Annotated in this window: 13 protein-coding genes; 4 read left to right on the top strand and 9 right to left on the bottom strand. The window is 56.1% G+C overall.

Annotated elements, in window-relative coordinates; genetic code table 11:
• Positions 1 to 8: 8 nt before the first annotated feature.
• The 4 genes from ACR0IO_RS01120 to ACR0IO_RS01135 are packed head-to-tail and all read left to right on the top strand — an operon-like array spanning position 9 to position 3495.
• Complete coding sequence (locus ACR0IO_RS01120) at positions 9 to 1220, top strand: formate dehydrogenase subunit gamma (RefSeq protein ID WP_480738734.1); 1212 nt, start codon at positions 9 to 11, stop codon at positions 1218 to 1220.
• Positions 1221 to 2483, top strand: coding sequence for a c-type cytochrome (locus tag ACR0IO_RS01125; protein WP_480738737.1), 1263 nt, complete (start codon positions 1221 to 1223; stop codon positions 2481 to 2483).
• Between the two features lie 13 nt (positions 2484 to 2496).
• Positions 2497 to 2622 carry a hypothetical protein gene (locus ACR0IO_RS01130; RefSeq protein ID WP_302478279.1) on the top strand — a complete coding sequence of 42 codons (126 nt, stop codon included), beginning with the start codon at positions 2497 to 2499 and terminating at the stop codon, positions 2620 to 2622.
• Positions 2623 to 3495, top strand: a complete 873-nt coding sequence (locus tag ACR0IO_RS01135; RefSeq protein WP_480738740.1) for a substrate-binding domain-containing protein — start codon at positions 2623 to 2625, stop codon at positions 3493 to 3495.
• A 46-nt stretch (positions 3496 to 3541) separates the two neighbouring features.
• Here the strand turns inward: ACR0IO_RS01135 and ACR0IO_RS01140 are convergent, their stop codons facing one another.
• From ACR0IO_RS01140 to hydA, 9 genes are all read right to left on the bottom strand, one after another.
• Positions 3542 to 4357 carry an ABC transporter substrate-binding protein gene (locus ACR0IO_RS01140; RefSeq protein ID WP_155143526.1) on the bottom strand — a complete coding sequence of 272 codons (816 nt, stop codon included), beginning with the start codon at positions 4355 to 4357 and terminating at the stop codon, positions 3542 to 3544.
• A 22-nt stretch (positions 4358 to 4379) separates the two neighbouring features.
• Positions 4380 to 5114: an ATP-binding cassette domain-containing protein gene (locus tag ACR0IO_RS01145; protein ID WP_480738743.1), complete on the bottom strand. Its 735-nt coding sequence runs from the start codon at positions 5112 to 5114 to the stop codon at positions 4380 to 4382.
• The gene (locus ACR0IO_RS01150; RefSeq protein WP_480738746.1) at positions 5107 to 5820 is read right to left on the bottom strand and encodes an ABC transporter permease; all 714 of its coding nucleotides are present in this window, start codon (positions 5818 to 5820) and stop codon (positions 5107 to 5109) included. Before ACR0IO_RS01150 ends, ACR0IO_RS01145 begins: the two co-directional genes overlap by 8 nt.
• Before the next feature lie 159 nt (positions 5821 to 5979).
• Positions 5980 to 6969: an ABC transporter substrate-binding protein gene (locus ACR0IO_RS01155; RefSeq protein WP_155143520.1), complete on the bottom strand. Its 990-nt coding sequence runs from the start codon at positions 6967 to 6969 to the stop codon at positions 5980 to 5982.
• A gap of 62 nt (positions 6970 to 7031) precedes the next feature.
• Positions 7032 to 7877, bottom strand: a complete 846-nt coding sequence (locus tag ACR0IO_RS01160) for an ABC transporter permease (protein ID WP_480738749.1) — start codon at positions 7875 to 7877, stop codon at positions 7032 to 7034.
• Positions 7874 to 8791, bottom strand: coding sequence for an ABC transporter permease (locus ACR0IO_RS01165; protein WP_155143516.1), 918 nt, complete (start codon positions 8789 to 8791; stop codon positions 7874 to 7876). The genes ACR0IO_RS01160 and ACR0IO_RS01165 overlap by 4 nt, the downstream gene beginning before the upstream one ends.
• Entirely contained in the window at positions 8788 to 9219 is a 432-nt protein-coding gene (locus ACR0IO_RS01170; RefSeq protein WP_480738753.1) for a GNAT family N-acetyltransferase, read from the bottom strand. Before ACR0IO_RS01170 ends, ACR0IO_RS01165 begins: the two co-directional genes overlap by 4 nt.
• Positions 9219 to 10016: an ABC transporter ATP-binding protein gene (locus tag ACR0IO_RS01175; RefSeq protein WP_155143511.1), complete on the bottom strand. Its 798-nt coding sequence runs from the start codon at positions 10014 to 10016 to the stop codon at positions 9219 to 9221. The genes ACR0IO_RS01170 and ACR0IO_RS01175 overlap by 1 nt, the downstream gene beginning before the upstream one ends.
• A gap of 55 nt (positions 10017 to 10071) precedes the next feature.
• Entirely contained in the window at positions 10072 to 11526 is a 1455-nt protein-coding gene (hydA, locus tag ACR0IO_RS01180) for a dihydropyrimidinase (RefSeq protein WP_480738756.1), read from the bottom strand.
• Positions 11527 to 11594: the final 68 nt, after the last annotated feature.

Consider the following 11594-nt stretch of genomic DNA (forward strand, 5'->3'; position numbering starts at 1 on the left):
AGGTTCAGATGTTCCGCTTACTTATTGTTTTTCTGTTCACAATCGGAATGACGCAGTTCGCTGCCGCGCAATCGGACACCACCGAAGAGAGCGCACAGACCACAGACGAACGCAGCGAAACCGGCGGTGCGACGACGCTTGAAGACATAATGGCACGTCAGCGTGGCGAGAGTGTTGATGACTCGTATCGCGCGGACAACACCGGCCAGGCCAACGCAGAAGGCCTGTTCGGGCAGTTGGGAACGCGCGGGGTTGCTTCTGACAGTGACGTTTATCGCGCGCTGCGCTACGGCTCAGCCGATGTGACCGTGTCATCCCGCGGCCCTGCGGCAAGCGTTCTCATTCAGGATGGAGGCATGTGGTGGCTGAATTTTAGAACCGGGCCGCTGCGCGAATACGGGACATATATTCTGGGCGGCATGCTTATCCTGCTGCTGCTGTTCTTCCTCATCCGCGGCAAGATCATGATAGACGGTGAAAAGACCGGTAGAACGGTTACCAGGTTCACAGGATTTGAACGGTTCGGGCATTGGTTGTTCGCCGGATCGTTCCTGATCCTCGGACTTACGGGCCTATTGACGTTGTACGGCCGCGATTTCCTCATTCCCCTGTTTGGAAAGGAAGGGTTTGCGACAATCGCCCAAGGGTGCAAGTGGCTGCACAACAACCTCGCTTGGGCCTTCATGCTGGGGCTGATCATCGTCACCGTGAATTGGATTTCGCATAACCTGCCCAGCCGAGTCGATCTGAAATGGCTCGCTGCTGGCGGTGGACTGTTTACCAAAGGCAGCCATCCCCCAGCCAAGAAATTCAATGCCGGACAAAAGATCATCTTCTGGCTCTGCATCCTGCTGGGCGTATCAATCAGCCTGTCCGGTCTGTCCCTGCTGTTCCCGTTTGAGATGCCGCTGTTTGCCAAGACCTTCTCGATCGCAAACGCGACGGGGATCCCGCAAATGCTGGGTTTGAACCTGCCGGTGCAAATGTCCCCGCAGGAGGAAATGCAATACGCGCAGGTTTGGCACGTCATGGTCGCCTATGCCTTCATCGCGATCATCCTGGCTCACATCTATCTGGGCTCGGTCGGCATGGAGGGGGCATTCGACGCCATGGGTACCGGCGAAGTAGAAGAACAATGGGCGCGCGAGCATCACTCGCTGTGGCTGGAAGAGGTACAGGCGAAAGAGGCCAGCGAGGGAGCGGCCTCTCCTGCAGAATAGATGCGTCGACTGGTTCTGGCGCTAAGCCTTCTGCCTCTGACCGCAGAGGCAGAGTTTTTTACGCTCAAAGGTCATGGTGGTCCCATAATGGGAATCGCAACCGCACCTGACGGGCGGATTGCAACGGCGAGTTTCGACAACTCCGTCGGATTGTGGTCCGAGGGTCAGCCGGTTTGGCTGGACGGGCATGAGGCGGCCGTAAACAGCGTCGCATTCAATGGCACGGCAATTTATTCAGCAGGCGACGATTTCACTTTGCGGCGCTGGCCCGGCGGAGAAATCGTGGGACAGCACAAAGGAAAGATCGTCGGGCTCGCTGCCTCGAAAACGCATGTGGCCACTGCAAGCTGGGACGGCACAATCGGCATCTGGCCGGTGAATGGCACAGACACAAAGATGCTTGGCCCAACTGGCAGCGGTGTGAATGCGGTCGCGTTTTCTGCAGATGGTAAAACCCTGTATTCGGCGGGAATGGACGGCTCTCTGCGCGTTTGGGATGTCGATACAGGTCAGGAAACGCTCCGTTTGATAGAACATGGGTTCGGAATCAACGAACTGGTCCTGAATGAGCATGACGGGTGGATCGCCTACGGCGCAGTCGATGGAGTGACACGCATTTACAACCTGACCACTGGTGAAGAGCGTGATTTTACGCTGGAGCGCCGCCCAATCCTTGCACTTACCCTCAGCCCGGACCGGCGGCTGCTGGCAGTTGGTGATGGTGAGGGTTACATCATGGTCATTGATACGAACGAATGGCGTATTGCCCACGATTTCAGGGCCACTTTACGCGGTCCGGTTTGGGCGCTGGCCTTCTCAACGGACGGTCAAAACATCCACGCCGGAGGCATTGACGAAGCCATGTATAGCTGGCCAGTTTCTTCGCTGGGCGATCATGAGCAGATGGCCGGGGTTGAACCGGCATTTTTGAAGAATCCCGAAAAAATGGACAATGGCGAACGCCAATTCGCGCGCAAATGTTCGATTTGTCACAGCCTGACGCCTGACAGCCAAAGACGCGCGGGACCAACCCTGCACGGGGTGTTTGGGCGCAAGGCAGGAACACTCGAAGGATATTTGTACTCGGAGACGCTGCAAGACTCTGATATCATTTGGAATGACGAGACCATAAATGCTCTTTTCGATCAGGGGCCGGACCATTACATTCCGGGGTCCAAGATGCCGATGCAACGGATTGCAGAGCCTCGGAACCGAACCGACCTGATCGCCTTTCTGCGCCGCGCAACGGCACCGAAAGACTGAGCCGGAGGAGAATATGAAAGCCTTTCTTGCCGCCGTCGCGACGATGGTTGTCATAACTGCTGCTGCGCCATTCACGCTGGATCGGCTGGGGCCATCTGCCGCCGAAGCTGGCAGCGGCTCGGCAGTGCGTCTAGACTGAATGTCCGAATATCTCACCACCAAAGAACTGGCCGATCTGCTGCGCATCGGTGAGCGCAAGGCCTATGACCTGGCCTCATCCGGTGAAATCCCCTGCGTTCGTGCCATGGGTAAACTGCTGTTCCCAAGGGCCGAGATCATTGCATGGCTCAACGCATCACGTTCTGGTCCTCAAGTCGCAGAGCCGCCCCTGCCCCCAATTGTCGCCGGCAGCCATGATCCGCTGCTCGATTGGGCCTTGCGTGAAAGCGGTTCTGGATTGGCCACGTATTATGACGGATCGTTCGACGGCCTCACACGTCTTGCTGACCGCAGTGCCCAGGCAGCCGTACTGCACATCCACGAGTCCGAGGGGTTCAATACCCGTTCGATCCGAGACAAGATGGGGGAAGCCCCTGTCATCCTGTATGAGATCGCCCAACGTCAGCGTGGATTATTGCTTTCTCCCGGTACCGAGGGCATTTCGAGCTTTTCAGATCTGAAGGGACGTCGGGTAGTCCTGCGGCAGAGCAGCGCCGCGAGCCAGAGACTATTCGAAACACAGCTGTCAACCCATGGCCTGGGACTGGATGATCTGATCACCCTGCCCGTCTGCGCCCGCACCGAAGAAGAGCTGGCTATCGCCTTACGTGAAAACAAAGCCGAAGCTGGCTTTGGTCTCGCCGCTCTGGCTGGCCTCTACAGTCTGGAAGTTGTACCTACGCATCCCGAACGCTTGGATCTCGCCATCTGGCGACGAGCGTACTTTGATCCCCCCATGCAAAACCTGCTGGCATTCCTGCAATCTGAAAGGTTCGCTGCACGAGCTTCTGAACTGGGCGGATATGACCTGTCACATCTGGGGCGAATTCATCACAATGGGGCCAGCGGGTAGCTCCGCTCAGACAACATGCCCAACGCCCTGGACATATGCTGTGTATTTACTTGGCGTTAGGGAAAAACAGCTGCTCTCCGTCAATCACATAGGAAGCGATCGCAGCCTGACCATCTGGCCCGACCAACCAATCGATAAATCGCTGAGCGGCATTTGCGCGGACACCAGCGTGTTTTTCGGGGTTCACAAGGATCACGCCGTACTGGTTGAACAGTCGGGGGTCACCTTCGACGAGAACCTCAAGATTACCGCGATTGCCAAAAGACAGCCACGTTGCCCGATCCGTGAGGGTATAAGCCCCCATCCCACTTGCAACATTCAGCGTCGCGCCCATGCCTGAACCGGTCTCACGGTACCACGTTCCTGACGCATCCGTTGGATCGACATCAGCAGCGCCCCAATGGGCCAACTCAGCCTTATGAGTACCACTGTCATCTCCACGGGATGCGAATGGCGCTTCAGCCTCGGCAATGGCCGTGAGTGCGGTCAATATGTCTGATCCGCCCTTGACCTTCGCCGGATCCGATTTCGGCCCAACCAGAATGAAATCGTTGTACATGACATCAAAACGTTCGACGCCCCAGCCGTCGGCGACGAACTGCTCCTCGTCAGGTTTCGAGTGAACCAACAGGACATCGCCATCACCGTTGATTGCATTCCGGATCGCCTGCCCTGTTCCAACTGCCACAATGCGAACATCGATCCCGGTTTCTGCCTCAAACCACGGTAGGATGTAGTCGAACAGCCCCGAATTCTGGGTCGAGGTTGTGGATTGTACCACTATGAACGGCTCTTCAGCCATCGCGGGGCCAGCCGCCACTCCAAGCGCTATTAATGCTGCCCGAATGAAGTTTCGGATCATCACACTCTCCGTTTGTCTTTTTTCAGACGACTAATCCACCTGCAAGATAGCGACGCGACGCGTCACTTTCAGGAGCATCCAGCACCTTTTTCGCAGCTCCGTGTTCGACAATCTGACCACCCTGCATCATCACGATATCGGCTGCAAGCCGACGTGCCTGCCCGATATCGTGCGTAACCATCACTATGCGAACACCTCGTGATGACGCCCTCAGGACCATACGCTCGATCATCTGGGTCGCACCGGGATCAAGCGCGCTGGTGGGTTCATCAAGGAACAGGGTTTCCGGTTCTGAGGCCAGAGCGCGCAGGATCGCAAGCCTTTGCGCCTCGCCCCCTGAAAGTGAACGTGCTGACTGACGCGCTTTGTCTTCCAACCCACCTTCATCCAGCAACTCAGTGATCCGCTGTTTACGCAGAACGCGGTTCAGCCCCTGTCTTTTCAGCACAAAATCCAGATTGGCCGATACCGACCGCCGCAACAAAACAGGGTTCTGAAACACCATGGCTTGGTTTGCCTTTTGCTCAGCACCCAAAGGCAGGCCATCTTGAGTAACCTCTCCTCTGTCAGGCGAAATCAGACCATGCAGGCATCTTAACAGCAGGCTCTTTCCTGATCCGTTTGGCCCAAGAATAAGCGTCGGCCCCGGCCCATCGAGCCTGAGACTAGACACGTCAAGCAGTACCTTGCCTTTGCGCGAGATATGCAAATCTCTGACATCCAGAGCAGAAGGTATCTCAGGCAACAAATCACGCATGACGCAATCCTTCCTGCTCTGCCCGTAGTGTAAGCGCACTCACCATAGCGTTTACCGCTATTGCGATACCAATCAGGATCGCACCCAGTGCCAGTGCCAGTGCCAGATTTCCCTTTGAGGTTTCGAGGGCAATCGTCGTCGTCATTACCCGTGTGACGTGATTGATATTGCCGCCAACGATGATTACTGCACCGACCTCGGCAATAGCGCGTCCAAAACCGGCCAGAAGCGCCGTCACCAGCGCCAAACGCGCATCCCACAAAAGAACCGGCACAGATGCAAGGCGCGACACGCCCAAGGACCGGAGCTGTTCCGAGTATTCCTCGGCCAGCATTTCGACAACTTGCCGCGTAAGGGCTGCAACGATCGGAATGACTAGCACCATTTGCGCCACTATCATTGCCGTCGGCGTATACAGCAATTCCAGAACGCCCAGCGGACCCGAACGCGACAGCATCAGATACACCAACAGGCCGACCACAACAGGAGGAAACCCCATAAGCGCATTCATCAGGATGATCATCATCCGCCGCCCGGGGAACCGGGCAACTGCCAGAGCCGCACCGACAGGCATGCCAATGAAGGCTGAAATCAGCACGGCCAGAACAGAAACCTTCAAAGACAGAAGCACAATCGCCCAGAGCTCTGAGTCTCCAGTGAAAATCAGAGAAAGCGCGTGACTGAATTCTGCTGCAAAGTTCTGCATATTCTACCAATTGACAGGTTGTGCCGCATGAAATGCGTTATATTACAGCAGAATACTAATCCTTTTACGGTACAAGTACAGACACAAACCCGACATCCGAAATTGAAAACGCGGCCCCTGTCGGGACCGCGCTCAAATTGTTGACTATGTCGCTGAAGTTTAGTTCAGCGCGGCATCGGTGATCTGATGCGTCCAGGCACCATCAGGCTGCTTGGTGATTACAGGGTCGGAACCACCTGCCAGCAACGTGCTTACCGTGCGCTCAAAATCCGCTGGGTCCAGCGCACCGTTCGATCCGGCGGTCAGTTTTGCGATTTCGCCCATCATCCGCTTTTGATGCTCTTCGGTCTGGGCACCGGTTGCATCATTTTCCAGAACGATCTCAGCCGCTTCATCCGGATGCTCTTCTGCGTATTTCCAGCCTTTCATCGAGGCGCGGACAAAGCGCTCCATCTTATCCACGAAAGCCGCATCGCTGAGGTTTTCCTCCAGCACATACAGACCATCCTCAAGCGTCGCCACGCCCTGATCCTCGTACTTGAATGTCACCAGTTCGTCTGGGCTGACACCCGAGTCGATAACCTGCCAGTATTCGTTGTAGGTCATCGTGCTGATGCAATCAGCCTGACGCTGAAGCAGCGGATCCACGTTAAAGCCCTGCTTCAGAACCTCCACACCGCTTTCGCTCTTGCCACCGGTGTCGATGCCCAGCTGGCTCATCCAGCTCATGAACGGGAATTCGTTGCCAAAGAACCAAACACCCAAGGTACGGTTTTTCAGATCTTCAGGAGATGAGATGCCCGCATCCTTCCAGCAGGTCAGCATCATGCCAGAGCTTTTGAAGGGTTGCGCGATATTGACAAGTGGCAGGCCCTTTTCACGTGCCGCCAGCGCCGCTGGCATCCATTCGACGGTCACATCAGCCCCACCGCCGGCAATCACCTGTGTCGGGGCGATATCCGGGCCACCTGGCAGAATGGTGACGTCCAGCCCCTCTTCTTCGTAGAAACCTTTGTCCTTGGCGACGTAATATCCTGCGAATTGCGCCTGAGTGACCCACTTCAATTGCAATGTCACGTCATCCGCAGCCAAAGCCGAACTGGCGGCCAGGCTAAAGGCAGCAATCGCCCCGCTGAGTAGCTTATTCATCTTCATTTCTCCTAGTTGCTATTGTTGTCCCGTTTTTGGGATCTGTTGAATTTTTCCTTTTCTTATCCCCGCTGCGACGGATGCCAGAAGGTCACCGCCTTTTCGATCATGGCCACCAGACCGTAAAATGCGGTCCCGGCCAACGCGGCCACAACGATTTCGGCCCACACCATATCCAGCGACAATTGCCCGACACTGGTCGAAATCCGAAAGCCCATGCCCAAGGTGGGTGAACCAAAGAACTCAGCCACGATAGCGCCGATCAGGGCAAGAGTGGTAGAAATCTTCAACCCGTTGAAAATAAAGGGCATCGCCGCTGGCAGGCGCAGTTTCAGAAAGCTCTGCCAATACGTTGCTGCATAGGTCTCCATCAGGTCGCGCTGCATGGCGGTGGCTTCGCGCAAACCAGCGACGGTGTTGACCAGCATAGGAAAGAAGACCATCACCACAACCACTGCGGCTTTGGAATGCCAGTCGAAACCGAACCACATCACCAGAATGGGGGCAGTCCCCACAATGGGCAGCGCAGCGACGAAATTGCCCACGGGCAACAAGCCTAGTCGCAGAAAATCCCACCGGTCGACGGCAATTGCCATCAGAAACGCAGCGCCGCATCCGATGATGTAACCGCTGAGCGCTCCCTTGATGATGGTTTGAACAAAGTCCGCCCAAAGCACCGGCAAGCTATCGGCGAAACGCACTGCGATCAGAGATGGGGCCGGAAGAATAACCAAAGGCACCTCCAATCCGCGCACCAGCAGCTCCCACACTCCGACTATGGTCAGGCCAAAGATCAACGGAGCAAGAAACTTCACCAAAGACGTGTCAGCCTGCGGGCCGCTTGCGAGGCGGCTGTTCAGCCACCAACCAAACAACCAAAGGACGATTGCAAACAGCACCAACATCATTGCGCCATCCCCATCCGTTTCAGAACTGTTCGCTCTATCAAGCCCAGCAAACCAACAAGGCAGGCTGCCAGAATGGCGGCTGCAAACAGAGCGGACCAGATTTGTACGGTTTGCCCATAGTAGCTGCCGGCGAGCAGTCGTGCACCCAATCCGGCGACCGCGCCTGTTGGCAGTTCGCCCACGATTGCACCGACCAGCGAGGCGGCAACACCAATCTTTAGCGACGTGAAGAGATACGGCATGGATGCCGGAAGCCGCAGCTTCCAGAACCCTTGAGACCGGCTGGCATTGTAGGTGCGCAGCAGGTCCAACTGCATAGCATCCGGGCTGCGCAATCCCTTAACCATGCCGACCACAACCGGAAAGAAGCTCAGATAGGCCGAGATCACAGCCTTGGGGATGATCCCCTGAACGCCAACCGAATAGAGCACCACGATAATCATCGGAGCCAGCGCGATAATAGGTATGGTCTGGCTGACGATAGCCCAGGGCATGACAGACAAGTCCATGACCCGGCTATGTACGATCCCGACGGCAAGCAGAATGCCCAGCCCCGTACCAATGGCAAACCCAAGCATTGTAGCACTCAGGGTCACCCAGGCGTGATAGATCAAAGACCGTTTGGACGTGATTTTCTTTTCTACCGTCGTCTCCCACAGCTCAATCGCAACCTGATGAGGGGCCGGAAGACGGGGACGTTCCTGTTCCCAGGTCGCGGGAATGGCAAAACTGTTGCTAAGGGCCAGACCGATTTCGCTCATGTCCCGACGGTCCTTCGCAGACGGCGGCTGTACTTCTGCACCAGCGCGTTCTTGTTCCGTCAGCACCCCTTTGATGTTCATCGGAATACAGGCGACGTACCAGAACACGACGATGGCGGCCAACACAGTGAGTACGGCGAGTATTTGTTTCATGCCCGCCACTCCATCCGGATAACCGGCAAGGTTTCGGGCGGTGTGGGCGGCTCGGTTCCCGTCGCGACGAACCCCTCGCGTCGATAGAATCTCTGCGCCGCGATATTCGGCTCATGTGCAGTCAGCCACAGGTAGTCCCGGCCCTTTTTAGCCTGATCCAACAACTGCTTACCGATACCCTCACCTGTTCGCAGGCAATAAAGCGCGCCAACTTTCAGTTCTTTGGGGTCAACTGACATGTAGCAATCGACGGGGTCACCAGAGACCCAGATTTCCCTTACCGGAAATGCTTCGCGGATCAGTTCTTCCAGTTTCTCCTCGGGCAATTCCTCTGGCATCCATTCGGTCTGAGCCATCCATGTCGCTATGATGCGCGCGCATGCCGGGACATCCCCGGATGTTGCCCGTCTGATGTCATTCACACCCATCAGACATCATCTCCATGCCCTGCCCGCAAACCTTCACGCACACGATGGGCGACCTCAATAAATTCAGGAGTGTCACGGATATCCAGCGGCCTCTCTTTCGGCAGCGGACTATCGATGACATCCGTTATACGGCCCGGACGAGGGCTCATGACGACGATCTTTGTGCTCAGATACACGGCCTCGGGGATCGAGTGCGTCACAAATCCAATGGTCTTTTCAGTGCGCGCCCAGAGCGCGAGGAGTTGCTCGTTCAGGTGGTCCCGAACGATTTCGTCCAGTGCGCCAAAAGGTTCGTCCATCAAAAGGATATCCGCATCAAACGCCAAAGCGCGCGCGATGCTGGCACGTTGCTGCATCCCGCCCGACAATTGCCACGGAAACTTTCCACCGAAACCTTTTAGATCAACAAGTTCCAAGACCTTGTTAACGCGATCCTCTTGTTCACTGGCCGAATATCCCATGATCTCGAGCGGCAGCTTTATGTTCCGCGCAATGGTTCGCCAGGGGTACAATCCTGCCGCCTGAAAAACATAGCCATACGCCCGGTTTCTGCGCGCTTCATCCGGCGTCATTCCGTTGACAGTCAGGCTGCCTCCGGTTGGTGTCTCAAGCGCGGCGATGCAGCGCAAAAAAGTGGTCTTGCCGCAGCCGGACGGACCGATAAAACTGACGAAGTCACCCTTGTCGATCGTCAGGTTTACGTCTTTAAGCGCATGAATCGGACCATCATTTGTCTGGAAGGTCAGATCCAGCTGCCTTGCCTCGATCACGGGCTGGGTAGTGCTTTCAGTGTTCATTCCATTGCCTTGAAAAGAGTTGGCTTTGGGCCGCCCTTCAGACGGCCCGCACGCATCAAACGCCGGTTGCCGGGATACCTGACCGTTCGACCGGCCGCGGCGCTGTCAGCTCTTTCCAGGTGCTCAGTGCCTTGTTTACATGGCTGTTTGGCTCACGCGCCACAAACTCACCATGACCTTCCTGAGTTCGGATGTCTCCATCGTGCACGGCCACCTGTCCGCGTGTCAGGGTAAAGCGAGGCAGGCCTTTGACCTCCTTGCCTTCGAACACGTTATAGTCAATCGCCGACTGCTGGCTCGACGCCTGGATCGTCTTCGACTTTTCAGGATCCCATACCACAAGGTCAGCGTCCGCACCCACGAGAACCGAACCCTTTTTCGGGTAACAATTCAATATCTTGGCGATATTTGTTGAAGTTACTGCCACGAACTCGTTTGGCGTCAGGCGCCCTGTTCCAACGCCATGTGTCCATAGCATTGGCATCCGGTCCTCCAAGCCACCTGTCCCATTCGGGATCTTGGTAAAATCACCCACACCATAGCGTTTCTGCTCGGTCGTAAAGGCGCAGTGGTCTGTGGCCACAACACTCAGTGAGCCAGATTGCAGACCAGCCCACAGGCTGTCCTGATGCTGTTTGTTACGGAACGGAGGGCTCATGACCCGGCGCGCGGCGTGGTCCCAATCGTGATGGAAGTATTCGCTATCATCCAACGTCAGGTGCTGGATCAGAGGTTCGCCCCAAACCCGCTTACCCTGCATTCTGGCGCGACGGATGGCTTCGTGTGCCTCCTCGCAAGACGTATGAACGACATAAAGCGGTACACCGGCCATATCAGCGATCATAATGGCGCGATTGGTGGCCTCACCTTCAACCTGCGGCGGTCGGGAATAAGCGTGCGCCTCAGGGCCAGTATTGCCTTCGGCCAGCAGCTTGGCACTGAGTTCCGCAACCACATCGCCGTTTTCGGCATGTACCATGGCAACACCGCCAAGCTCGGCAAGTCTTTGGAATGACGCATAAAGTTCATCATCATTCACCATCAACGCGCCTTTGTAGGCCATGAAGTGCTTGAAGGTGTTGATGCCGCGTTGCTCGATCACGGTCTTGATGTCATCGAACACCTGCTCACCCCACCAGGTCACCGCCATATGGAACGAATAATCGCAGTTTGCGCGGGTCGATTTGTTGTCCCAACGTTTAAGCGCGTCCAACAGGCTTTCACCAGGGTTGGGCAGAGCGAAATCCACAACCATAGTGGTACCACCCGCCAGCGCGGCGCGCGTTCCACTTTCGAAATCATCGCTGGAATAGGTTCCCATGAAAGGCATCTCGAGATGCGTATGTGGATCAATCCCACCCGGCATCACATAGCACCCGGTCGCATCGAGTTCCTTGTCACCCTTCGGACTGGGCCCGATCTCGGTGATGACACCACCTTCGACCTTAACATCAGCCTTATAGGTCAGATCAGCGGTTACGACGGTTCCGTTTTTGATCACAGTTGACATGCTATTCTCCCTGCGGGCGCTTTGCGCCTCTGTCTTGTTCGAATTCTGTTGGATAGGTCTCTGTTACA

This window comes from Ruegeria sp. CE12, assembly GCF_056537525.1.

Excerpts from the sequence above, each read along its gene's own strand:
- ACR0IO_RS01120 (WP_480738734.1), top strand. The coding sequence starts at position 9 with ATGTTCCGCTTACTTATTGTTTTTCTGTTCACAATCGGAATGACGCAG.
- ACR0IO_RS01125 (WP_480738737.1), top strand. The coding sequence starts at position 1,221 with ATGCGTCGACTGGTTCTGGCGCTAAGCCTTCTGCCTCTGACCGCAGAG.
- ACR0IO_RS01130 (WP_302478279.1), top strand. The coding sequence starts at position 2,497 with ATGAAAGCCTTTCTTGCCGCCGTCGCGACGATGGTTGTCATAACTGCT.
- ACR0IO_RS01135 (WP_480738740.1), top strand. The coding sequence starts at position 2,623 with ATGTCCGAATATCTCACCACCAAAGAACTGGCCGATCTGCTGCGCATC.
- ACR0IO_RS01140 (WP_155143526.1), bottom strand. The coding sequence starts at position 4,357 with ATGATCCGAAACTTCATTCGGGCAGCATTAATAGCGCTTGGAGTGGCG.
- ACR0IO_RS01145 (WP_480738743.1), bottom strand. The coding sequence starts at position 5,114 with ATGCGTGATTTGTTGCCTGAGATACCTTCTGCTCTGGATGTCAGAGAT.
- ACR0IO_RS01150 (WP_480738746.1), bottom strand. The coding sequence starts at position 5,820 with ATGCAGAACTTTGCAGCAGAATTCAGTCACGCGCTTTCTCTGATTTTC.
- ACR0IO_RS01155 (WP_155143520.1), bottom strand. The coding sequence starts at position 6,969 with ATGAATAAGCTACTCAGCGGGGCGATTGCTGCCTTTAGCCTGGCCGCC.
- ACR0IO_RS01160 (WP_480738749.1), bottom strand. The coding sequence starts at position 7,877 with ATGATGTTGGTGCTGTTTGCAATCGTCCTTTGGTTGTTTGGTTGGTGG.
- ACR0IO_RS01165 (WP_155143516.1), bottom strand. The coding sequence starts at position 8,791 with ATGAAACAAATACTCGCCGTACTCACTGTGTTGGCCGCCATCGTCGTG.
- ACR0IO_RS01170 (WP_480738753.1), bottom strand. The coding sequence starts at position 9,219 with ATGGGTGTGAATGACATCAGACGGGCAACATCCGGGGATGTCCCGGCA.
- ACR0IO_RS01175 (WP_155143511.1), bottom strand. The coding sequence starts at position 10,016 with ATGAACACTGAAAGCACTACCCAGCCCGTGATCGAGGCAAGGCAGCTG.
- hydA (WP_480738756.1), bottom strand. The coding sequence starts at position 11,526 with ATGTCAACTGTGATCAAAAACGGAACCGTCGTAACCGCTGATCTGACC.